We start from the raw sequence: 23297 nt of genomic DNA, 5'->3' as shown, positions 1-23297 counted from the left end.
AAAAATGCCAGCCCCCTATAGTTACGACCTCAGACAAAAAGTTATTGATGCCATTGAACTAGACGGTATGCCCAAAACAGAAGCCAGTCAAGTTTTCCATGTCAGCAGGAACACCATTAATCTCTGGCTGCAAAGAAAAGCACAGACCGGAGACTTCCTCCCTAAACCTCATCACCGACCTGGCAATAACCACAAAATTACCGACTGGCAGAAATTCAAGGCTTTTGCCCAAGAGCATGGCCACAAAACCTCCGCTCAAATGGCTGAACTTTGGGATGACGACATCTCTCCTCGCACCATATCCAGAGCCTTGAAGAAAATTGGCTTCACCAGAAAAAAAACTTACGGCTACCAAGAACGTTGGAAGCAACAGCGAGAGGAGTTTATGGCTCAGATTGAACAGATGGAGCCGGAAGAAGTGGTCTACCTCGATGAAGCCGGCATGAATAGTCAGGACTCGGATTACCCTTATGGTTACTGCGAGGAAGGAAAACGCTTCCATGCACTCAAATCAGGGAAGAGGCAGGGCAGGGTAAGCTATATAGCCGCATGGTGTCATCAACAACTCTTAGCTCCCTTTAGCTTTGAGGGTTGTTGTAATCGGACAGTGTTTGAGTTGTGGTTGGAGTTCATCTTAATTCCAACATTGAAGCCAGGTCAGACTCTAGTATTGGACAATGCAACGTTTCATAAAGGGGGGCGGATTGCTGAACTGGTGGAGGCAGCTCAATGCCGTTTACTCTATCTACCACCTTATTCGCCAGACCTCAACAAGATAGAGAAATGTTGGTCGTGGCTGAAAGCCCGTATTCGCCACTGCATTGAGCAGTTTGATTCTCTCCATGATGCCATGGATTCCGTTCTCAAAGCTGCGTTATAACCACCTTGACTAATGCTATAGCTCCGAAAGTTGAGGTCATAAAGCAGGGGGTTGTAGCCCTGTTCCCAATGACAAAGGGGTATCCACATCACGAGCCGTATGAGGTGAAAGTCTCAAGTACGGTTTGGAATTGGAGTTGGGGAAGGCGACTTCCCTTTCGACCATAACAAAATGCTCTTACCGTGAACCATGATTACCTACTGTCCAAAATTCATTGTCCAAGCAGCCTGAAAAGAGACTTGAAACAATGGTTAAAAGCGGGTGTGCTAGATAACGGCGTATTCGAGGATACAGAAGCTAGGACTCCACTTGGAGGGGTAATAAGTCCAATACTCGCCAACATCGCACTGGATGGTATGAGTAGGGGTCGAGAATGGAGTCGCCTCCATCCCCTCCCATTCAGAACCGTGCGTGAAAGTTTCCCCTCACACGGCTCCTAGTTTGACTGCTCCATTGTTAAGGACACAGCGTTGGCGTTGTCTAGTGCCGTTTTATCATCGTGACAGTGGTGGTGCAGTAATTGAAGATTCTTGTATTCATCCTTTCCACCTAGGCTTCGAGGTACAATGTGGTCTACTTCAATTAGGTCTGATGGGGTAATGTATTGCCCGCACCAGGCGCACTTGCCTTTTTGCTTTTTGAGTAGTTTTGCTACCCTGTTTGGCGTGTCGATTGCTTGTCCTTTCCTGGTTGCCCAGTAAGTCCAATTTCCGTCGTATGGTGTTGCGTCAGGGCGTATTATGGTATGTCTGACCAATGGAGTCCAGTTATGTTGCCATAATGTGAGTCCATCCTTAGTCTTGAATAACCAGGATTCATGTCTTTCTTTCCCATTGCTAAGTTTAACCGTTCCTTTATGGAAGTAGTTTCCTAGCTTTTCGTAACTTGCCTTTCCGCATCTTGAAATTGTCCATGCCCGTAACATTAACCAGACTATGCTATCCAGTTTATTAAAGGTTTCTGTTGAAACTACTGCTGAATAGTAGTTTGACCATCCCCTTATGATTGGGTTTAGTTTACCAATCAGGGCAGATTGAGGTGCTGTTTTATGTTGTTGAATTACACCTTTTATCACTTCTGTATGGGCTGTAACTGCTTTATTACTGGGTTTTATATAGGTTTTGTGACCGATTAATCGGCTGTTTCCTCCACCTGTTTTTCCAGATTTATACTTTCCTACTGGATATTGCCTGATATTAAAACCTAGAAAGTCGAACCCTGGTTCTTCTGTTTTGCCATTATACTCGATAGGATTGAGTGTGTGGCAGATTCGGGTCTTTTCAGGTTTTATTTCTAGTCCTACAGATTTTAACCATTCAGAAATAGCAGTTTTGCACTGTTCAATGATTCCTAAGTCTTTGGATATGACCACAAAATCATCGGCGTATCTTATTAGGTTGACCTGGGTGGTTGTCCCTTTATTTGGATACATTTCCTTAACTAACCTTTCCATTCTATCCAGTGCGATGTTGGCTAGGAGTGGACTTATTACCCCTCCTTGAGGTGTCCCTGAGTCTGTATCCTCGAATACACCGTTATCTAGCACGCCAGCTTTAAGCAACTGTTTCAGGTCTTTCTTTAGGCTGCTTGGACAATGAATTTTGGACAGTAGGTAATCATGGTTTATTCGGTCGAAACACTTTGCTATATCAGCATCCAACACATAATAACTACTATGTTTGATACATAGATAGATTCGTGCTATTGCGTCATGGGCTGACCGTCCAGGTCTAAACCCATAGCTTGTTCCTTCAAATCTTGATTCCCATTCGGGCTCAAGTGCCGACTTCACCAAGGCTTGCCTGGCTCTATCTTGGATTGTGGGTATTCCTAGAGGGCGTTTTTCATCCCTACCAGGTTTTGGAATCCACACCCGTCGCAGTGGTTTTGCTTTGAGGTTTCCCTTAATATTCTCAACAAGTTCAAACCTTTGTCTTGATGAGATTGCTCTCATTCCATCGACTCCAGCCGTTTTCTTGCCTTGATTATCTTGGAGGGCGGGTTTATTAAGCTGACTGTTGGGAAGCATGGCTGACCGTGGAACCCGCCCCTACAGTCGCACTGCTAAGAGTCGAGCATAATATGACTTCACCAATAGACGTTGCAACTTTCTAGCCTTTGCATCCTGTCCCGATTTAGCTGCTTGAAATATCCTCTTTTGGAGCTTGAAAACTTTCCTCTGAACTTTTGCCCAGGGAATTTGTTTCCATCCGAACGCACGTCTTGATTAACTTCGATTTCTCAAAGCCTTTCTTTAAACTCGCTTTCGTCATAGTAACTCCTACTAGACTCTATTCTTTACAATCAAACCGTGACCTGTTAGCATATCCCTACCATTACAGTTGGGCGTTGGCTTCTGGTCACATCTCACATCCTCTAAGACTTGCGGTTACACTTATTCCTACTGATATCTCGACCAGATAATCAGAGTCTAGGAGGACTTAAAACGTTCCATTTATATGGGCATTCCATCTTTAGACTTGTCCTCTCCACCGGGGTACTTTTAAAGGTCTGTGTAGGTAGAACTACTAGCCTCCTACTTTTCCCCTTGCTCTTTTGAACGCAGCGTATCAACCTGTTTCGCTACTCAATTTTTACGATGGTTCAAGCCGGACATTCAGTCTCCTTAATCATGGATGGTTGGCAGTGGTCGCCTCTGGTAGTAGGTTCTACTTCACGCCTTCCGTTCCCCGCTTCAGTCCCAGGGTTGTGAATCCTAAAACTGGGGGTGGCTATCGCCGTTACTCTCAACGCAATTGTTAAGGAATCATTAAGATTTCTAATTTAGCGTTTTGACCTTGAGTTCCCTGCCTTGTTTTGTATATTTCTATACCTAACGTTGGGACATATAAACAGTTATGGGATGGTCAGGGTACGAGTCCCTTATATTTCACCAAGGGGTGAAAGTCCCACTAGGAGGTTATTTCAGGCATTGCAGCCTTATTTGACTCCTAAACGTCTCGCACGGTAGGTTAATTGAAACAATCTATCCTAAGAAAAAGAAGGTGGTACAAGCCACAGTAGTGAGATACGCCGATGATTTTGTAGTGATATCACCATCACTAGATATCATTGAACAGTGCAAAACTGCTATTTCCGAATGGCTAAAACCTGTAGGATTAGAAATAAAACCTGAAAAGACCAGAGTGTGTCCTCAGTACAGGACAAAAAAGCTGAAAGTCTTAGCCAAAAGGGAATCTAGCCGAAAATTCTGAAGGGGGCGCTCCGGGCTGAGGTGAAAGTCGAGGGGTGGGGGGGTAGCGCCAAGTTGGGGTGAGAGGGTTACATCGGAATTACCACAAACCAAACTTCCCTCTCATGAACGAGCTTAACCGATTACGAGACACTTTGCGCCCTCACTTGCCCTGGCACGGGGCGAGATTAAACTTTGTCTGCCTGTTCCTGATGGCGCTATTCCAAACAAAGACGGTTAATCTGATGGAAATAGCGACTGTATTCGCAAATCCTGTGCAAATTTCCTCAAATTACCAGCGATTACAACGTTTTTTCGGCAATTCAAATTTGACCGGGCAGAGATTGCCCGTTTCGTCGTTAGCCTCATTGACATTCCCCAACCTTGGACTCTTAGTCTCGACCGCACCTGTTGGTCTTTCGGTCAAACCCATTTCAACATCTTGATGTTGGCAGTCGTCCACGAGGGGATTGCCTTTCCCCTGCTGTGGACGATGCTTGACAAAAAGGGCAATAGCAACAGTGGCGAACGCATGGACTTATTCGACCGCTTCGAGGCACTATTTCCTGACGTGGAGGTGGCTTGTCTGACCGCTGACCGGGAATTTGTGGGGCGAGATTGGCTCTCGTATCTTCTCATCGACCCCGAGGTTCCTTTCCGCCTACGCATCCGCCACAGCGAGCTGATTAGTCCTAAGTTAGGAGGAACTCGGCGTAGCGGCGAACGAATGTTTGATTCTCTGCGACCCGGAGAATTTCGCCAGCTTTCGGGTCGCCGTTGGGTTTGGGGACGGCAGGTTTACGTCATTGGCTCTCGTCTGGCTGATTCGGGGGAGTTGTTGATTCTCATCACTAACGCTTGCCCCGAAACGGCCCTCCCCGACTATGCTCGGCGTTGGGGTATTGAAAACCTCTTCGGAGCCTTGAAGACTCGGGGCTTCTGTCTCGAATCGACTCACTTTAAGGACCCTGAGCGCTTGAGCCGTTTATTGGCTTTGCTTAGCCTGGCTTTTACTTGGGCTATGAAGGTGGGTTTGTGGATTCACCAAGGTTCACCCATTCCTTTGAAGGCTCACGGACGACGCTCCCAGAGTCTTTTCCGCACTGGCTTCGATTTTCTACGCCGCACTTTCTCTAATCTGCCTTTGTTTTCAGGGCGGTTTCACCAGGCTCTACAACTTTTGTCCTGTACTTAGGAGTGTGTCATACACTTAACCCCATACAATGTGAGGGTAAAACAGAAGAGCCAGGCTTTGATTTTTTAGGATTCAACATCAGACAATACCCGGTAGGAAAATACAAAACTGGAAAAACAGGTGGGACAGCAAGCCGATTAATCGGACACAAAACCCATATAAAACCCAGCAACAAAGCAGTTCAAGCTCATACAGAAGTGATTAAGGGTGTAATCAAACAACATAAAACTGCACCCCAGTCAGCCCTGATAAGCAGACTAAACCCAATAATACGGGGATGGTCAAATTACTACTCAGGAGTCGTCTCAGTCGAAACCTTCAACAAGCTAGACCATACAATCTGGCAGATGTTACGGGCATGGACAGTATCAAGATGCGGAAAGGCAAGTCATGAAAAACTGAGGAATTATAGCATTAGTCAAGGTGGTTAGGACGCAGCTTTGAGAACGGAATCCATGGCATCATGGAGAGAATCAAACTGCTCACGTGCAGTGGCGAATACGGGCTTTCAGCCACGACCAACATTTCTCTATCTTGTTGAGGTCTGGCGAATAAGGCGGAAGATAGAGTAAACGGCATTGAGCTGCCTCCACCAGTTCAGCAATCCGTCCCCCTTTATGAAACGTTGCATTGTCCAATACTAGAGTCTGACCTGGCTTCAATGTTGGAATTAAGATGAACTCCAACCACAACTCAAACACTGTCCGATTACAACAACCCTCAAAGCTAAAGGGAGCTAAGAGTTGTTGATGACACCATGCGGCTATCATACTTACCCTGCCCTGCCTCTTCCCTGATTTGAGTGCATGGAAGCGTTTTCCTTCCTCGCAGTAACCATAAGGGTAATCCGAGTCCTAACTATTCATGCCGGCTTCATCGAGGTAGACCACTTCTTCCGGCTTCATCTGTTCAATCTGAGCCATAAACTCCTCTCGCTGTTGCTCATCACGTTCTTGGTAGCCGTAAGTTTTTTTTTCTGGTGAAGCCAATTTTCTTCAAGGCTCTGGATATGGTGCGAGGAGAGATGTCGTCATCCCAAAGTTCAGCCATTTGAGCTGCTGTTTTGTCGCCATGCTCTTGGGCAAAAGCCTTGAATTTTTCCCAGTCGGTAATTTTGTGGTTATTGCCAGGTCGGTGATGAGGTTTAGGGAGGAAGTCTCCGGTCTGTGCTTTTCTTTGCAGCCAGAGATTAATGGTGTTCCTGCTGACATGGAAAACTTGACTGGCTTCTGTTTTGGGCATACCGTCTAGTTCAATGGCATCAATAACTTTTTGTCTGAGGTCGTAACTATAGGGGGCTGGCATTTTTGGTCTTCTTAGTCATCTCGTCCTCTCCATTATACGTCCTAAGTGTTCTGTCTTGTGCTATACTTTAGACCCGGAACGGTCAAGCTCAGTAATGGGAAAGAAAGGCATGAAACTTGGTTATTCCAAACCGAGGACGGTCATCAGTTGTGGAAACATAACTACACGCCGATTGTCAGACATACCCTAGTGCGCCCCGAAGCAACACTTTATGACGGAAATTGGACTTACTGGGCAACCAGAAAAGGACAAGCAATCGACACGCCAGCAAAGGTAGCCAAACTACTCAAAAAGCAAAAAGGCAGGTGTACCTGGTGTGGGCAATACTTTACCCCATCAGACCTAGTTGAAGTAGACCACATTGTAGCTCGAAGCCACGGTGGAAAGGATGAATACAAGAATCTTCAGCTACTGCACCGCCACTGCCACGATGATAAGACGGCGTTAGATAACGCCAACGCTGTGTCCATAACAATGGAACAATCAGACTAGGAGCCGTATGAGGGGAAACTCTCACGTGCGGTTCTGAATGGGAGGGGGAGATGGTGACATCTCTCTCGACCCCTAATTATGTCAATTATAGGGGAATCATCTGCTTAGTACGCAAGTTTTTAGCTGGTGACGGATTCAGAGTAGGATGTTATCTATGGCAACTATTAAAATCCACAGCGTTGGACACGCCTATGATCTGACGGAGCCAATAGATGGGTCCAATGTTGTTGTATTTATTCATGGCTGGCTGCTGAGTCGTCGGTATTGGCAACCTGTAATCGATCGCCTAAAACCTCAGTATCAGTGCTTATGCTATGACTTGCGAGGGTTTGGCGATTCTCAGTTAGCCAGTCGCCATCCATATTCTTGTGACTATGCTCCGGCTTCTTATGCTCAGGATTTAGGGATATTACTCGAGGAGTTAAATATCTCTAAGGCTTGGCTTGTGGGACATTCTTTAGGGGGGACGATCGCACTATTAGCGGCACAGCAATTGAGTGATCGCATTGCGGGGGTGGTTTGCGTGAATGCTGGTGGTGGTATTTACCTAAAAGAGGAATTTGAGCGTTTCCGAGTCACAGGGGAACAAATTGTCAAGTTTCGTCCGCGATGGCTTTGTTGCCTACCTCTAATTGATTTGCTGTTTACCAGGGCGCAAGTCGCTAGTCCGGTTTCTAGGGAATGGGGCCGCCAGCGATTAATTGATTTTGTGATGGCGGACCCAGAGGCGGCCTTAGGTGCTTTATTGGATTCGACTACGGAGACAGAAGTGCATCGCCTCCCCCAAGTGGTGGCTCAATTACAGCAGCCTGTGTATTTTTTGGCAGGAATGTGCGATCAGATCATGGAACCTCAATATGTTCGCCACCTGGCTAGTTTTCATCATCTGTTTCGCAGTGGCTATCAAAATGTGATTGAACTTGCTAATTGTGGACATTTAGCCATGATCGAACAGCCTGAGCAAGTGGTTGGTCACTTACGGGATATTCTGGCTCAACATGGCTCAACACAAGTGCAGCCCCATAATCACTAAATCCCGTTTGACTCCATCAATGACAGCTATCTGTGGGAGATAACCCCATTGTTGAAAGCCAAAACTGTCAAAGAGTTTCAGGCTGGGTTGGTTATGGGCAAAAATTAGAGCCAGTAGAGTTTCACAGCCAAACTTTGGCCCTTCTTCTATGGCTTGATAGAGTAGTTTTTTGCCAATTCCCTGTCCCTGATAGTCGGTGTGGATGTAGATACTCAGTTCAGCACTGGCATCATAGGCGGCTCGCTTCTTAAAGGCTTGAAAGCTCAACCATCCAATTATGCGATCGCCAATTTCCACCACCCATAGGGGACGTTGGGCTGACTGACATTCCCGATACCAGCCTAACCGACTCTCAACGGAAATTGGCTCTAGGTCAGCCGTGGCGATTTTTTGGGGAACGGCTAAATTGTAAATTTCGATAATTTGGGGTAAATCGTTTTCGAGTGCATCACGAATTTTCAAGTTATTCTCCATAAACTCCCGTACACAGTTTATTGGCAGTTGCTCACTCAGGCTTTGACCACATATTCTGAGTGTGAATATTTGATTCCCAGCAGCTTAAATATAAACTTGAAACAATCATTCAGATATGCCTTTGGCTAGTTTATGGTCTGGTTAGTGCTTTGGTCAGTAATCTTGAGAGCGCGGAAAGGATTTGGGGCTGCCAGTGGTGGTTTCATAATGCGATCGCTTTCTAATATTAGGGGTAACTGTAGAGAAATCGGTATTTTAGACTACCAATTTCTATGGCGGAACCTGTGTCCTTGGCAAATACTGCATTTTCCTGGAGTTAAAGTTGTTTATAGAATTCTAGCTGTTGCTTGGCTAGGGCGTGGTTAGTGTAGCAGGACTGGGCGCGCTCATATCCCCGTTGACCTAGCTCTTGGGTAAGGTCTGGGTTACTGATTAACTTTTCGAGGCAGTCGGCTAGGGCTTCGGGGTTCCCTTCGGGGAAGACTAACCCAGCTTGGTCAATTACATAGGGAATTTCCCCAGAGTCTGAACCAATTAGGGGAACTTGGCAAGCCATAGCTTCGATGAGAACGTGGCCAAATTGTTCTTTCCAACCCACGGAAGTTAGGGTTTTAAATTTGTAGGTAGTTTCTGAGGGTAAAACTAGGGTATTCATGACGTTGATATATTGCCAAACCCGGTCATGGACAACACTTTCAACGATAATTAGCCTATCTTGAATGCCTAATTCTTGGGCTAGGTCTAAAAGTGGCGATCGCAACTCTCCCCGCCCTAGTAGTAACCATTTCCAAGGGTGATGTTTAACCTGAGCTAATGCTTTAGCTAGGGTGATGAGTCCTTTTTCTTCCACAAACCGACCAACGAACCCTACCACAAACGTATCGGGTTCAATGCCTAGTTCCGCCCTTAATTCTGGTTGGGGTTCCGGTTTAAATAGGGTTTCATCGACTCCTAATTGGGGCATCACCTCCATCGGTCCTTGATATCCATGGTCGCGCAAAATTTCCGCCCCATCCTGGTTTCCTACAATAATACCATCAGTGTTACCTAGGTTATATTGTTCCAGTAGCGACACGGGAAATTTGAGAGTATATGGTAAATTCCACCAGGTAAAAAACACATTTTTAGCGCCTATTCCTAGCAGTTTATTCAGAGTAATAAATTCAGCAAATGTTAAGGCTTTTGCCCCTTGTTCTACTTGGATAATATCAGGCTTAAACGATTGTAACAGAGGAATTAGATCCAGACCAAAAGTGAGCAAACCTTGGTTATTTTGACTGAGGTTAGATATAGGAACCACCTGAAAATTCCCCTCATCCACAGGTTCAGATTTAACCCGCTCACTTTGGACACCGCCAGGGTTCCAAAGACGAGGTACAACCACGATCACCTCAATACCAGGTTCAAGGTTAGCTAAAACCCGCAGTTTCTCCCGGTTGAGGTCAACAATATAAGTGTGACTAGCGACAATAATTTTCATGGCTATCAATTGCCTGTTGTTTGCTAATTAGGTCGAGGGTAAAGGTTAATGATTGATATTGCATATTCCCACGGCTTAAATAAGCCGTAGTTAATCAACAGCTCACCCGTGCTATACCATAAATATAGTTTATCCTAACTGTGGCAAAAAAGCTAATTGAGAGACCAGGAGACACCCAACTAGACCACCAGGTGTTTGGGGAATAATTGTGGCTGTGTTCCCAGGCATTTATTAATCATGCTTGCCAGTTTTTGATAAGTTTTTCATCAAAAGATTGTTATATATTAGATTTCATCTTCATCTAATTCTCCTTCTTCTATGAGTCGTTTAATTTCTTGCTTATCAATTTCTGGTAATTTATAGATAACCCCAGCAAAGTACCAATAATAAACCGCTACCGGGTCAACATCGAGGGGATAATAATAGGTGTTGTAACTAATCACCAAAACAAACACCCAGAAAGAAGCCCCAAAACTGCGGATACTTTTGTCTTTAACGGAACGGTAAGTTTTAAAAGCTGTGAAAGTAATCACAGTTACAAAAAATAGAAAGGCGATAGTCCCTAGAGGTCCAATTTCATAAATGAGTTTAGGATAGTAAGTTTCAATCAATCGAGTTCTGCCAAAAACACGAGCCGAGTTAGTCGCCCGTCCTAGACCATTACCAAAGATTCCCTGTTGTCCACCACTGCTGTGATCAAACTGGTCAGAAATAAAGCCAGTGGGGGGGGAAGCATTCCATCGACTGACAAAACTATCAACTCTTTCCTGAATTACTTCTGGGTTAGTAATCATGACTATACTCAAAAGTAATCCGAGACCTCCAGCAATAGGAATAAAGCGCTTTAGATTAGCAATTTGTCCAGTGAGAACCAGTAGAATAATTGTCACGACTGGCACTAATGCTAAGGCAATACGCTGTCCAGAAATCACAGCATTAACAAATACTAATGCCATGCCAATTAATCCGGTTATACGCCATTTCCCTGATGGATCACTAAAGGCTGTAGCAAAGGTAAAAAATGCGTTAGCAATTAAAAACCAAGCCCACTGCCAAGGAGCGACAAAGGTTCCCGGAAGTCGGATCATATTTTGGGAGGGGCTAAAAACTAAAGAACCGCCTACGAAACACTTATACTCGATGGTTGCTTGAAACAGATCATCCCCTGTCAGATGGTCAGTTCCTTGACAGCGACCACTAGCAAGAAATTGGTATTGTACCATCCCCAAAAGGCAACAGATAATTGCCAGTATTAGAGTCAGGCGAGTGAGAAACAGCAAATCTTTTTTGTCTCTAATGTGGTAGTAGGCACAGGTCATTAGTGGAATATAACCCATAAATACCTTTAAACCCAAAATTCCCATAGCTATGGGTTTATCGCCCGGTCTGGGGTCAAGTTGTTGCAAGCCATTCACACAAATGATGGTGAGAATACAAAAACCCAAAAGAATGAGCAAAGGTTGTTTAATAGCCTTGGGAATAATGATAGGGAGTCCTTTACTTTTCCAGTCTTTATACATAGAAGCTAAGGCTGGAAAATAAAAGCCATCTTTGGCAAGCTGAAATATGACATTTCCGCCCCCAATCCAGTAAGTAATAGTTCCAGAGAAGGGCATATAGATTAGGAAACCCCACAGACCATGGCGGGGGTATTTATAGCACAGAACCAAGACTAATATGCCACCACCACCAGCAATGGCGAGTTTTTCATCTTTGACGAAAAACAGAGCCACCCCAACGATCGCACCAACAATTAGAGTGGGAATTACAGTGCCTAGAACAGCTTTAACGTCTTTAGCAAACTGGCGCTGTTTAGCTTTAAGTTGGGCTTTAGTTAGGGTCGGCTTTTTCTGCTGTTGTTTGGAGTTTTTTTTCCGGGACTTCTTTTTTTTAGATTTAGTCTTAGATGCCATTTTGGGTTCAATTCTAAGTTGGGCAGTAACTAGGCATTTGTAACTTGCTCCCCGACTAAAAACCGCCTTGGTTGGTCACGCTAATCCAAATTATATACCAACAACTAGGGGACTGCCGAATCTGATCCGCCCTGTTATCCCCATCATGAGGAGAGATTAGGCAATTAAGTATTGTTGCACCACTCCCACTAAGCGATCGCACCAATATTGCACCAGATTAGGGTTAGCCGCTTCTACCATAACTCTGATCAGCGGTTCAGTACCAGAAGCGCGCACCAGTATGCGACCTTGATCCCCCATATCAGCTTCAGCATTAGCGATCGCATTTTGTAGAGGTTCGCAGTTTTTCCAATTACGGCGGCTGTCCGGGTTCTCAACTCTGACATTTCGTAACAGTTGAGGATAGGTGAGGAAACTATCATCCACCAGTTGGTTGAGCGATTTTTGCGATCGCTTCACTAAAGCTGCTAGGTGTAATGCTGTCAGTAGACCATCTCCTGTGATGCTGTAGTGATGACAAAGGATATGGCCCGACTGTTCACCCCCCAACATAGATCCCGTGCGCTTCATTTCGCTGTGGACGTGCTGATCTCCCACCGGGGTGCGGATCATTTTTCCTCCCAGTTTTTCCCAGGCTCTCTCAAATCCCAAGTTTGCCATAACCGTAGAAATAATCAAATCCTGGGGCAGTTGCTCCGCGTTTCTGAGGGTCTGACCCCAGAAGTATAGGATATAGTCCCCGTCAACGGTACGACCCTGGCTATCGACCGCTAACACCCGATCTGCGTCCCCATCAAAAGCAAATCCTAAATCCGCTTGATGTTCTACAACCGCTTGGCGGAGTAGGTCCAGGTGCGTAGACCCACAGTTAACATTAATTTTGTGACCGTCGGGAGACTCATGTAAACAAATTACTTCCGCCCCCATTTCTCTAAATACTTGGGGGGCAATATTTACCGCCGCACCCCAAGCCAGATCCAACACAACCCGCATTCCCTGTAGGTTAGTAGTTGGTAGCAGGGGACCATATAGCGAATCAGCATAATTCTGGATTAATTCCGGTCTGTAGTAATGTTGTCCACACGACTCAGAATAAACCGGGAACGCTTCCGCCCCGCGTAGGGCTGCTTCTATTTGCTTCTGGAGGTCGCTGGAGAGTTTTGTGCCGTCTGCGCCAAAAAATTTGATTCCGTTATCTTCTGGGGGGTTGTGGCTGGCGGATATCATCACCCCGCCCATAGCTTTACAGGTTTGGGTGAGGTAGGCTACTCCCGGAGTAGGACAAACTCCTAAATTCCATACTTCTAGTCCGGCTGCCGTTAACCCCGATGATAAGGCCATCGCTAACATATTACCCGAAATCCGGGTATCTTGTGCCAGGATGACTGGCCCTAGATTTTCCTGTTGCTGGCGGAGAATTTGTCCGGCCCAAAAGCCTACCTGTAGCGCCAGTGGCGCGTTGAGAAGTTCTCCGACTCGCCCGCGAATGCCGTCTGTACCAAATAGGGGACTACTAGGAAGTTCCCCCCCAAATGCGGGACGGGTTTTGGCGGGGTTGACTGCATTTGCTACTGGGCGGGATAGTTTGATGTTCTGGGAAGGGACTGGTGTTGATACCATGTTATTCACTCCTCTCGATGTTCACACACTCACAGAGGAGGATAGCACGTCCGGAACTGAGGAACCTTGATCTACAATTCAAGTCTTGAGTTGATGTCTGGGAGGGTATGAGGGTATTTTAAGTTTTGCGATCGCCTTTCATTAGCACTCAGCTAATCATTATGGCCATGACCTAGCTAGACGTAGTTAGGGGTTATTTGGTTCCTAGATTTAAGGGTCAACTGATAGGATTGATAGGATTTTATGTTATTCTCAATCCCTTGACAGCCTCTGGGGTCGAGACTGATACTGAGAGCATATTCAATTCATCATTTGGGGAAAAGTTAAGTTTAATGTTCAAAATTAATCAAGGGCGATCGCTGATTATTTATCCGGCTATATTAGTTGTGATTATCGCTCTAGCCGGAATAGTTTGTTATTATCCTATTATTAACTCATTTTTTCTGTCAGATGATTTAGTTTTAATTGCCATCTTTCAACAGGTCGGCCCTTGGGGATTGTGGGTCAATCAACAACATGGTCAATCCTTGTTTTTTCGTCCGGTTCTGAGTTTAATCAGTTTCCTAGATTATCAAATTTGGGGTAACTATCCCCTCGGTTATCATTTAACTAATTTGGGATTCCATCTCAGCAATGCTTTAGCAGTAGGTTGGATTGCTAGTTTATTAGTTCGGAATTTTCCCATTCGTCGCCACTATAAAATAGTTTTACCCTATATTTCCGGGTTTGTATTTTTACTACTTCCTAGTCACACCGAAGCAGTTTCCTGGATTTCCGCGCGCACAGATGTCATCTCTAGCTTTTTTGGGTTTGTCGCTTTTATCGCTTATTTAATCGGCAGAAATTCCCGATATAAATATCCTTATATATTATCCCTGCTCCTATTTTTTATGGCAGTGTTATCCAAGGAATCTCTCGTCACCTTTCCTGGGTTGATTATTTTGTTTGAAATTTACCATTATTTTACCCATAAACAAGATGGTAAATTGTGGAAAAAAAGACTAGGCTTAATTATTCCATATTTGGCAGTTTTGGCGGTTTATTTTATCTGGAGAGTTATCAAAATTGGTACACTGGTAGGGGGATACGGCGAGGATATTCATTTAAGGTTTGATTTCGGTCATATTGCCCAAAATTTGATTATCTACCCAACGAGAACTTTTCTTCCCCCTATTTTTAACTCTAGTTTTAGTCTGTGGTTATCGATTTTTTGGCTAATTGTTCTCCTGTCCTTGGCTTGTACTTCTTTACTGTTTAAAAGCCGCACTCCCGACCCAAGTATCCCGCCTTTACTGCTGTTTTTAGCAGGTAGTTTTTTTGTCGCGGTTTTACCTGCTATTAATGTGTTTGTGTCAATTACAGATACCCAAGGGGAAAGATACCTCTATTTCGGTTCTGGGTTTGCGTCAATTTATCTAGCCGTAGTCCTAGCGTGTTTGTGTATGAATATCCGGCTGATTTTGGTGGTTTCCTCAATTTTACTGTTGATTTTTGGGTTAACTGTTCAATCTTTGAACCAAAATTGGCGGGTGGCTGGTTCCATTTCTCAAAATATTCTTTTGGGAATGTTACAAGATCACCCTAATCTCCCCGCTATTATTACTGCTATTCCTGATAATTATCGGGGTGCTTATATTTATCGGACCGGTTTAATACAGGGTTTGTATCTATTTGGGGGAGGTGAAAAATATGCGATCGCATTTAATCGCGAACCCGGTGACGGACCCTTTGAAAGGGTACAATTTACCACCAATAACATTCAGACAGTCATGCACCATAATTTACGGGAATTGGACGATACAATTTTAATTAGACAAGATACCCCAGAGATTTATCAATTCAACTTGTCTAACCCGGAAACTTCCTTTTTACCCTGGCCGAAAAATTCCTTAAAAACTCTTGATTACGAAGTGATTAAGTTTGCACCCACCCAATATCAGCTACTCTTAAAAAATCCAGATTTGGCTGACCATCTGATTTTCTATTCCGACGGGAGGTTAACCGCTTCTCCCTATTAATTTGACTGCTAGGTGTCAGCATAACCCCTCATCGAGAATTGACACAGTAGAGACAAGACCAACCCTGTCTCTACTTATCGACTAATCAAAGCACCACCGAATCATTGCTGATGTCTGACAGGTAATAGAGGAGTGTTTATAGTTTAGTGCCGCACTCAGGACAGAAATTGTTACTCGCGACATTTTTCGCGCCACAATTACTGCAATAGATTAACTCAACCGCTTTTTCTAACTGGCGGCGTTCAGGTAATCCTATCATCTGAGCATTACTCCTTCCTGGTGCTACCATAGGATAACAATTTTCATCCTTGGTAACATGAACATCCATCAGCACAGGACCATCATAAGCCAACATTTCTGCTAGTGCTTGGTGTAATTCGTCACGACTCTTAACGACCATGCCTTTTACGCCATAGGAACGTGCTAACATTTCAAAATCTGGCATTCCGATTTCCATGTTAGAAGCCGAATAACGCTCACCATAAAAGGCTTGTTGCCACTGGCGGACCATACCTTGCCAACCGTTATTAATAATTACGGTCTTGACATTTATGCCATATTGTGCTATGGTTCCGAGTTCTTGGATGTTCATTTGCACACTGGCATCCCCAGCAATACAAATCACCTCGCGATCGCTCAAAGCCACTTTAGCTCCCATAGCCGACGGGATACCATAGCCCATAGTTCCTAACCCAGCGCTAGATATCCACTGACGGGGGCCATTTTTCAAAAATTGAGCCGCCCACATTTGGTGCTGACCCACATCCGTGGTATAGTACGCATCCGGTGCCATTTTTCCTAATTCTGCGATCACCTCTTGGGGAGAGAGGCTATCAGAATAAGAGGGAACCACCAGAGGATAATCTTCCCGCCAACGGTTAATCCGCTCTAACCACGATTGAGTTTGATTATCGTTCCCGACATCTCCAATTTCTCGGCAGCGGCGCAACAGGTCTATCAACACCTGGCGAACATCTCCGACAATTGGCACTTCCGGGGTCCGGTTTTTACCAACTTCCGCCGGGTCAATGTCAATATGAATCACCTTCGCCCTAGATGCAAATTCATCAAGTTTCCCGGTAACGCGATCGTCAAACCTAGCCCCGACAGCTATGAGCAAATCACATTCACTAACAGCAAAGTTAGCATAGGCTGTTCCGTGCATCCCCAACATTCCCACAGATAGGGGATGCTTTTCATCAAAAGATCCTTTCCCCATTAATGTGGTAGTTACCGGAATCTGAAAAAGCTCTGCCAATTCCGCAATTTCTGCATGGGCTCCGGCCGAAATCGCCCCACCACCGACATACATCAGGGGACGTTCTGCTTCTTCTATAAGTTTAATGGCTTGGTTGATTTGGCGAACATTGCCTTTAACCGTGGGACGATAGCCAGGTAGAGAAACCTCTCCTGGATTAACGGGAATATAGTCAAATTCTTCCAAACCTACGTCTTTGGGAACGTCTATGAGTACCGGACCGGGACGGCCTGTGCTGGCAATATGGAAGGCTTCTGCGACAATGCGAGCCATGTCACCCGGTTCACGAACCACATAGGAATGTTTGACTATCGGTAGGGTAATGCCGAAAATATCTGTTTCCTGGAAGGCATCCGTACCAATGGCGGGGCGCGCTACCTGTCCGGTAATGATTACCATTGGTATAGAGTCCATGTGGGCGGTGGCAATGCCAGTCACTAGGTTAGTGGCTCCTGGTCCTGATGTACCAAAGCACACTCCCACTCGTCCGGTAGCTCTGGCATACCCATCCGCCGCGTGGGATGCCCCCTGTTCATGGCGAACTAGGATATGCTGTATATCGCCCTCGGCTTCGGCTCGATACAGTTCATCATAAATGGGGAGAATGGCTCCACCAGGATAGCCAAAAATGTGCTGTACGCCATGACGTTTAAGACTATCAATGAGCGCAAACGCACCTGTTGCACGCTTGGCAGCAATTTTAGTTTGAAGTTGCACGATCGCTCCTCTAATTTAACTATATTGTTGAGTTAAAACCTCTATTTTAGATAAGGATTTTGTTTAAGGGGACTGGACGGTTAGGGTTTTAACAAGATTTTACATTGTTCAGCCACCACTATTAAGCCTAACGGTTGGCTCCGATAGGGTTAGGGGGTCGAGGCTTTCCTGCAATTGTATCACGATTTACCAATTGCGGGGCTTTGATAGTGATATCAAATGGTTTGGGCTATGTATGGCTGAATAAATCGGGGTCGAATGTCTACTCCCTGGGGAGATTTGCATCGAACTGGTAGTATCTTAGATAGCTGGTGAGCTGATCTCAAACAAAGTTCGACCGATTGCCTGGAAGACCTGATCAGCAGGCAGTAAACCCAACTGCCAAGTGTAGGATTGTCAAACAGTAAGCGTTAGGAGTGAAAACCTTGAAAAAGATAGAAGCCATTATTCGGCCATTTAAACTTGATGAAGTCAAGATTGCCCTGGTCAATGCTGGCATTGTTGGAATGACAGTTTCGGAAGTTCGCGGGTTTGGCCGCCAGAAGGGTCAGACTGAGCGTTATCGGGGTTCGGAATATACAGTTGAGTTCCTACAAAAACTCAAGGTGGAAATTGTGGTCGAAGATGAGCACGTTGATATGGTTGTAGAGAAAATCGTATCGGCCTCTCGTACAGGTGAAATTGGAGACGGTAAAATATTTGTCTCTCCAGTTGAGCAAATTATTCGTATCCGCACAGGAGAAAAGAACCTAGAAGCAATTTAAACGCTTTCCGCGATTATTCCCCGCCATGAAGCCTCTCCCACCTGGGGAAGTAGTGGTGGGAGTTTCTTATCCACGCCTTGAGACGATCGCTATGTCGATCAGTGGCCGGGTTGACTATCCCTTGAGAAGGGCACTCAGTTGGGGAAGTAATAGGTCAAAGGCTTTTCCTCGGTGGGAGATTTTTCGCTTGAGTTCTGGAGACATTTCGGCAAAGGTCATTTGCTGCTCAGGAACATAAAAAATGGGGTCGTAGCCAAAGCCTCCTTGACCTTGGGGGGTTTGGGCAATCACTCCTGGACATATTCCTTGGACTTGTTGGACAATAGAACCATCAGGACGAGATATGGCGATCGCACAAATAAATTGAGCGCTACGGTCGGCCGCGGTTTCCAGTTCTTTGAGTAATTTACTAATGCGATCGCTATCGGTGGACGCATACCGGGCTGAATATACTCCTGGCATTCCCCCTAGGGCATCTACGGCTAGTCCTGAATCATCTGCGATCGCCCATTCTCCCGTCGCCTTTGCCACTTCACTGGCTTTTAGGCAGGCATTCTCCAAAAATGTCTTTCCGGTCTCTTCAACCTCCAAATTATCCGGCTTAAGCTGCAATTTGACATCGATACCACCTAGATAAGCCTGCATTTCATTTAACTTACCAGGGTTTCCGGTTGCCACTACTAATAGTTTGGTCATATCATGCACCTGAAATCTGCTTGATTAGCATAAATCACCCCAGACGGTTAATATATATTGATAATTAATTTCTGAGGTGCTGAGGGGTTTAATTGTTTTGTCTACGGAAATTGACAATTCAACAACTATAACTACTGTTATCTGTCCAGGATTTCACCCGCCCCATTTTACGGCTCAGTTTTTGGATAGATTGGGAGTAGACTGGGGGGATAATGGGCTGTTGGTGTTTCCGGCTGATCTATCTTCCCCTCTCTCACCGCGAGCCCTGGGGGAGTTTTTACAGGCTAATCTTGGCGCGCGCCATAGCACACCATTGATATTTATTGGTTTTAGTGCGGGTGTGGTGGCTGCTATGGTAGGCGCTTACAGATGGCAACAATCAGGGGGTCAGGTGAGGGGATTAATTGCGATCGATGGTTGGGGTGTTGGTCGGGTCGGGAATTTTCCCTTTTACCGTATCAGTCACGATCGCTTTACTCACTGGAGTTCTGGGCTATTAGGTGCGGGTGATGGTGGTTTCTATGCTGACCCGCCTGTAGAACATTTGGACTTGTGGCGATTTCCTCACCAGACCTGGGGCTGGTGGCTGGAAACTGGGTTAGTTGGCTTAAAAACAGCTTCTCCTATGATGGCATCTGAGGCAATATTTGCTATATTAAAAAAACTTGGCAAATTACCAAATTGATAGCTTGATGATTAATTTAACTCAGCAGACCGAGAGTTCTTATATTACTATTAATGGCGTAGAACACTATTATCAATGGGTGGGAACTCCCTACCATGGGGAAACTTATAAGCCGGTTATGGTGTTTATTCATGGTTGGGGTGGGTCGGGTCGCTATTGGGAAAGTACCGCTATGGCTTTGGGCGATCGCTTTCATTGTTTACTTTATGATATGCGCGGTTTTGGTCGGTCTAATCGCCCGGCTGTAAATGATAGCGATCGAGGTTATGAATTAACCGAATATGCTCAGGATTTAGCCGCCCTTTTACAGGCTTTAAATATTCCCAAAGTCTATATTAACGCTCACTCTATGGGGGCTTCCGTGGCTGCCATTTTTATGAATCTTTATCCGTCCATGGTAGTTCGGGCTATCTTAACCTGTAGTGGCATTTTTGAATATGATGAACAATCTTTTACTACTTTCCATAAATTCAGTCGCTATGTAGTCATGTTTCGCCCTAAATGGATGGCAAAACTGCCTTTAATTCATCAAATATTTATGGCGAGATTTCTGCATCATCCCCTACCTAGTCAGGTCAGCCGAGAATTTTTAGAGGATTTCTTATTAGCAGATTTTGCCGCCGCCTATGGTACTGTTTTAACATCCGTTAGCAAAGAAGCTACCCAATGGTTTCCCGAAGAATTTAAAAAGTTAACAGTTCCTACCCTCTTGGTAGCTGGGGAATATGACCAAATTATCCCTATGGAAATGGCTAAACAAGCGGCTACTCTCAATCCTAACGTTCAGCTTAATATTTTACCAAATACTGCCCATTTCCCCATGTTAGAAGACCCTACAAATTACCTTAAAATTATTCAAGAATTTTTAATTGATAATTAACAATTGTAGGGGCGGGTTCTGCTGTCAATTACATTTCCCGACCAGAAGATGAATAAACCCGCCCCACCCGGTCATTAATTATTAATTATTAATTATTAATTATTAATTGTTAATTGTTAATTGTTAATTGTTAATTACATTTCCCGACCAGAAGATGAATAAACCCGCCCCACCCGGTCATTAATTATTAATTATTAATTATTAATTATTAATTGTTAATTGTCAATTACATTTCCCGACCAGAAGATGAATAAACCCGCCCCACCCGGTCATTAATTATTAATTATTAATTATTAATTATTAATTGTTAATTACATTTCCCGACCAGAAGATGAATAAACCCGCCCCACCCGGTCATTAATTATTAATTATTAATTATTAATTATTAATTGTTAATTGTTAATTACATTTCCCGACCAGAAGATGAATAAACCCGCCCCACCCGGTCATTAATTATTAATTATTAATTATTAATTGTTAATTGTTAATTACATTTCCCGACCAGAAGATGAATAAACCCGCCCCACCCGGTCATTAATTATTAATTATTAATTATTAATTATTAATTGTTAATTGTTAATTACATTTCCCGACCAGAAGATGAATAAACCCGCCACCCGGTCATTAATTATTAATTATTAATTGTTAATTGTTAATTATTAATTACAAGGAGATGGTAAGGCGGGGCAGGTGTGTCTTAGGTTTTCTTTAATTGGAAATAGTAATCAAATCGCTTTTCGAGTTGTTGAACGGTGAGATTTTGGGTCCAGTATTCAACTAAAGCGTGTCCGAAAGCCCAAGCATTATGGTCAGGTGGATCGGGGTTATTTAAAAGTAGCGGCCAGAGGGCGAGAAGGTCAAAATTAGGGGATTTAGTGCGATCGCTAGTGAGGAGACAAAACAGATCATAACCCATCTGCAATTTACCGATCGCCACCGGAAGTTGCTCTATGGGTATTTGTTCAGCCAACAGATAGGCGAGGGTAGGGTTTCCGGTGGTGAGGGTAGAGATAAATTTGAGGACAGGACTTTTTAATAAGGCTGTTAACCCTTGGGTGGTTGCCATTTGCCGGGTATAGCGGTCAATAATTTTAGCGGCGGCGAGAGTGCGGGATTTTTGCTCTCGTAAAAATCGGGCTAATCTTAATTGTTTGGTCGGTCCGACTGCTTCCACTAAATGGTTGGATAAAACCTCAGCATTCCAAGGATTTCTCTGAGTTGAGGAATCACTGGTAACTAGGGGTAAAACCAGATCGCAAAATTCTCCTAACTGTTGGTGACGATATTCTGTCGCCTCCCGAATAGCTTTTTCTTTCGGTCTATTTCCGGTTTCCCAATTATAGGGAGGTTCCCATTCTCTGACCGGACGCAGACGGTCAACTTGGGTGACAATAGCGATCGCTTTCAGGTCAGGAACTTCCACACGCATATCCTGCAAAAAATCCCGATCCATTTGTAAGGCTGGATCGAGGGCGGGTGTGACTAATAATAGCAAATCTGCTGTTTGGGCTTCACTAACCACCAACTCCCGCAGGTCTTCTCGTTTCACTTGTTCATAACCGGGAGTATCCCACAAATTTAGGGATTCTCCTGTCGGTGTACTCCAGTGATAATTTTTAATGCGATCGGTGCTGGGAAGAACATCAACTTCCGCGAGGTTAGCTTGAAATAGCGTATTAATTAAGCTGCTTTTTCCTGACCCAGTGCGTCCTACTAACAGAATGCTAACCGGTTTTTGTTCCACCTTTTCGGGAGGGTCAGCCTGGGAGATAATCTCCTGTAAAGTTTGGGTTTGCGCCTGGGGTAAATTTTCCTCGGTAACAGTTAACGCCGTCAGGGGAATTTGTTCGCCGCCATAAAGGGCGATCGCTTGTCGGGAGAGGTTTTGTAGGGCTACCTCTCGCATCATTTGACCTAAATTAACTAATAGTTCTTGAGTCGCTTTATTGCTCGGTTTCTGACTCGCTAACCTCGCCGCCGCCGATACCGGATTAAGTATCCATGAAGCCCAACTCCAGACCTGCCATAATTTCCGGGCTGAGGGTTCTAATTTCTGGTAAACTTCATAGGCTTGATAGGCTTGTCCTACCGTTACTTTATTTAGCACTGGGGATAGTTCTTGCATCCACCGATCTAAATCATCTACTGTTCCCCGAATTAATCCATAAGCCTGGGGTACATAAATATCAAGTAGGGGATATTTTACCTCGGGATGATATATATTAGCAATCACAATTACTAGCTGTTTACAGCGTTCCCAAAATTGCCCCCAGTCTAACCAAAATGGCGGATCATTTCGCGATTGTATCAGGATGTCTTGTACCGCTTTTTCTACCTGGGCGATCGCTTCACTCCCTCCCGTGGCTGCTGCCATTTCTTCCGTTAATTCAAACTTGGCGGCTGCTTCGTCACGAGCCGCTTCTATCTGGGCAAGAACTGGCTTTGTCCACCTTACTAATAACCATCGCCACCCCAATAATAGCAGCGTGACAATTCCCCAGATCCAGTTAATACCCCAGCTATGAATTTGCCACCCCGCTGAGATTAATAAAAATCCAACTATGATCGCGATCGGACTGACTATAATTGCCCATTGCCAAGGCTTTAAGTGTACCATTTCTCCATTTTCCTAGTCTTGATCAGCTCATATTTCTGCCTATTGTCTGGAACTGGTGGGCGATGGTATTCACAAAA

14 protein-coding genes and 7 pseudogenes are annotated in these 23297 nt (G+C 44.7%); 12 read left to right on the top strand and 9 right to left on the bottom strand.

Annotated elements, in window-relative coordinates:
• Positions 1 to 4: 4 nt before the first annotated feature.
• Positions 5 to 880: an IS630 family transposase gene (locus HFV01_RS03630; RefSeq protein WP_006668515.1), complete on the top strand. Its 876-nt coding sequence runs from the start codon at positions 5 to 7 to the stop codon at positions 878 to 880.
• 182 nt (positions 881 to 1062) lie between these two features.
• Positions 1063 to 1245, top strand: a pseudogene (locus HFV01_RS30130) (group II intron reverse transcriptase/maturase); the annotation flags it as partial.
• A 71-nt stretch (positions 1246 to 1316) separates the two neighbouring features.
• Here HFV01_RS30130 and ltrA read toward each other — a convergent pair.
• A pseudogene (ltrA, locus tag HFV01_RS03625) lies at positions 1317 to 3153 on the bottom strand (group II intron reverse transcriptase/maturase).
• A gap of 283 nt (positions 3154 to 3436) precedes the next feature.
• Here ltrA and HFV01_RS03615 point away from each other — a divergent pair.
• From HFV01_RS03615 to HFV01_RS03600, 4 genes and pseudogenes are all read left to right on the top strand, one after another.
• The gene (locus HFV01_RS03615; RefSeq protein WP_146743403.1) at positions 3437 to 3643 is read left to right on the top strand and encodes a hypothetical protein; all 207 of its coding nucleotides are present in this window, start codon (positions 3437 to 3439) and stop codon (positions 3641 to 3643) included.
• 206 nt (positions 3644 to 3849) lie between these two features.
• A pseudogene (locus tag HFV01_RS03610) lies at positions 3850 to 4032 on the top strand (reverse transcriptase domain-containing protein); the annotation flags it as partial.
• A gap of 166 nt (positions 4033 to 4198) precedes the next feature.
• Positions 4199 to 5268 (top strand): annotated as a pseudogene (locus tag HFV01_RS03605) (IS4-like element ISAtsp3 family transposase).
• 2 nt (positions 5269 to 5270) lie between these two features.
• Positions 5271 to 5678 (top strand): annotated as a pseudogene (locus HFV01_RS03600) (group II intron maturase-specific domain-containing protein); the annotation flags it as partial.
• 17 nt (positions 5679 to 5695) lie between these two features.
• Here the strand turns inward: HFV01_RS03600 and HFV01_RS03595 are convergent.
• Positions 5696 to 6573, bottom strand: a pseudogene (locus HFV01_RS03595) (IS630-like element ISAtsp1 family transposase).
• 63 nt (positions 6574 to 6636) lie between these two features.
• On the opposite strand from HFV01_RS03595, the pseudogene HFV01_RS03590 reads away from it, so the two are divergent.
• A pseudogene (locus HFV01_RS03590) lies at positions 6637 to 7065 on the top strand (HNH endonuclease); the annotation flags it as partial.
• A gap of 145 nt (positions 7066 to 7210) precedes the next feature.
• Complete coding sequence (locus HFV01_RS03585; protein WP_006623757.1) at positions 7211 to 8098, top strand: alpha/beta fold hydrolase; 888 nt, start codon at positions 7211 to 7213, stop codon at positions 8096 to 8098.
• On the opposite strand, the gene HFV01_RS03580 is transcribed toward HFV01_RS03585, so the two are convergent.
• The 4 genes from HFV01_RS03580 to glmM form a co-directional block, all read right to left on the bottom strand.
• A complete protein-coding gene (locus HFV01_RS03580; protein ID WP_006623756.1) occupies positions 8069 to 8572 on the bottom strand; it encodes a GNAT family N-acetyltransferase in 504 nt (167 codons plus the stop codon). The genes HFV01_RS03585 and HFV01_RS03580 overlap by 30 nt on opposite strands.
• A gap of 316 nt (positions 8573 to 8888) precedes the next feature.
• Positions 8889 to 10052, bottom strand: a complete 1164-nt coding sequence (hpsO, locus tag HFV01_RS03575; protein ID WP_193520840.1) for a hormogonium polysaccharide biosynthesis glycosyltransferase HpsO — start codon at positions 10050 to 10052, stop codon at positions 8889 to 8891.
• Positions 10053 to 10336: 284 nt separating this feature from the next.
• Positions 10337 to 11965 carry a hormogonium polysaccharide biosynthesis protein HpsL gene (gene hpsL / locus HFV01_RS03570; RefSeq protein ID WP_006623754.1) on the bottom strand — a complete coding sequence of 543 codons (1629 nt, stop codon included), beginning with the start codon at positions 11963 to 11965 and terminating at the stop codon, positions 10337 to 10339.
• Between the two features lie 156 nt (positions 11966 to 12121).
• On the bottom strand, positions 12122 to 13585 hold the full coding sequence (gene glmM, locus HFV01_RS03565; protein WP_006668522.1) for a phosphoglucosamine mutase: 1464 nt from the start codon (positions 13583 to 13585) through the stop codon (positions 12122 to 12124).
• Between the two features lie 332 nt (positions 13586 to 13917).
• Between glmM and HFV01_RS03560 the strand changes: the two genes are divergently transcribed.
• Positions 13918 to 15603: a hypothetical protein gene (locus tag HFV01_RS03560; RefSeq protein ID WP_035759187.1), complete on the top strand. Its 1686-nt coding sequence runs from the start codon at positions 13918 to 13920 to the stop codon at positions 15601 to 15603.
• Positions 15604 to 15739: 136 nt separating this feature from the next.
• On the opposite strand, the gene ilvB is transcribed toward HFV01_RS03560, so the two are convergent.
• Complete coding sequence (ilvB, locus tag HFV01_RS03555) at positions 15740 to 17578, bottom strand: biosynthetic-type acetolactate synthase large subunit (protein WP_006623751.1); 1839 nt, start codon at positions 17576 to 17578, stop codon at positions 15740 to 15742.
• Between the two features lie 425 nt (positions 17579 to 18003).
• Here ilvB and HFV01_RS03550 point away from each other — a divergent pair, with 425 nt between their 5' ends.
• The gene (locus HFV01_RS03550) at positions 18004 to 18342 is read left to right on the top strand and encodes a P-II family nitrogen regulator (RefSeq protein WP_006616905.1); all 339 of its coding nucleotides are present in this window, start codon (positions 18004 to 18006) and stop codon (positions 18340 to 18342) included.
• A 114-nt stretch (positions 18343 to 18456) separates the two neighbouring features.
• Here HFV01_RS03550 and rdgB read toward each other — a convergent pair whose 3' ends face one another.
• Positions 18457 to 19038, bottom strand: coding sequence for an RdgB/HAM1 family non-canonical purine NTP pyrophosphatase (gene rdgB / locus HFV01_RS03545; RefSeq protein WP_006668525.1), 582 nt, complete (start codon positions 19036 to 19038; stop codon positions 18457 to 18459).
• A 97-nt stretch (positions 19039 to 19135) separates the two neighbouring features.
• On the opposite strand from rdgB, the gene HFV01_RS03540 reads away from it, so the two are divergent.
• Both HFV01_RS03540 and HFV01_RS03535 read left to right on the top strand, forming a co-directional pair.
• Positions 19136 to 19723 carry a hypothetical protein gene (locus HFV01_RS03540; protein WP_223064657.1) on the top strand — a complete coding sequence of 196 codons (588 nt, stop codon included), beginning with the start codon at positions 19136 to 19138 and terminating at the stop codon, positions 19721 to 19723.
• Between the two features lie 7 nt (positions 19724 to 19730).
• On the top strand, positions 19731 to 20603 hold the full coding sequence (locus HFV01_RS03535; RefSeq protein ID WP_006623746.1) for an alpha/beta fold hydrolase: 873 nt from the start codon (positions 19731 to 19733) through the stop codon (positions 20601 to 20603).
• 697 nt (positions 20604 to 21300) lie between these two features.
• Here HFV01_RS03535 and HFV01_RS03530 read toward each other — a convergent pair.
• Positions 21301 to 23220: a GTPase family protein gene (locus tag HFV01_RS03530; RefSeq protein ID WP_187757766.1), complete on the bottom strand. Its 1920-nt coding sequence runs from the start codon at positions 23218 to 23220 to the stop codon at positions 21301 to 21303.
• Between the last annotated feature and the right edge of the window lie 77 nt (positions 23221 to 23297).

This window comes from Limnospira fusiformis SAG 85.79, assembly GCF_012516315.1.
In the GTDB taxonomy this organism is placed as follows: domain Bacteria; phylum Cyanobacteriota; class Cyanobacteriia; order Cyanobacteriales; family Microcoleaceae; genus Limnospira; species Limnospira fusiformis.
Note: the sequence above shows the minus strand (reverse complement) of the source record. Positions and strands in the feature narration are given on the sequence as shown.

Excerpts from the sequence above, each read along its gene's own strand:
- HFV01_RS03630 (WP_006668515.1), top strand. The coding sequence starts at position 5 with ATGCCAGCCCCCTATAGTTACGACCTCAGACAAAAAGTTATTGATGCC.
- HFV01_RS03585 (WP_006623757.1), top strand. The coding sequence starts at position 7,211 with ATGTTATCTATGGCAACTATTAAAATCCACAGCGTTGGACACGCCTAT.
- HFV01_RS03580 (WP_006623756.1), bottom strand. The coding sequence starts at position 8,572 with ATGGAGAATAACTTGAAAATTCGTGATGCACTCGAAAACGATTTACCC.
- hpsO (WP_193520840.1), bottom strand. The coding sequence starts at position 10,052 with ATGAAAATTATTGTCGCTAGTCACACTTATATTGTTGACCTCAACCGG.
- hpsL (WP_006623754.1), bottom strand. The coding sequence starts at position 11,965 with ATGGCATCTAAGACTAAATCTAAAAAAAAGAAGTCCCGGAAAAAAAAC.
- glmM (WP_006668522.1), bottom strand. The coding sequence starts at position 13,585 with ATGGTATCAACACCAGTCCCTTCCCAGAACATCAAACTATCCCGCCCA.
- HFV01_RS03560 (WP_035759187.1), top strand. The coding sequence starts at position 13,918 with ATGTTCAAAATTAATCAAGGGCGATCGCTGATTATTTATCCGGCTATA.
- rdgB (WP_006668525.1), bottom strand. The coding sequence starts at position 19,038 with ATGACCAAACTATTAGTAGTGGCAACCGGAAACCCTGGTAAGTTAAAT.
- HFV01_RS03535 (WP_006623746.1), top strand. The coding sequence starts at position 19,731 with ATGATTAATTTAACTCAGCAGACCGAGAGTTCTTATATTACTATTAAT.
- HFV01_RS03530 (WP_187757766.1), bottom strand. The coding sequence starts at position 23,220 with ATGGTACACTTAAAGCCTTGGCAATGGGCAATTATAGTCAGTCCGATC.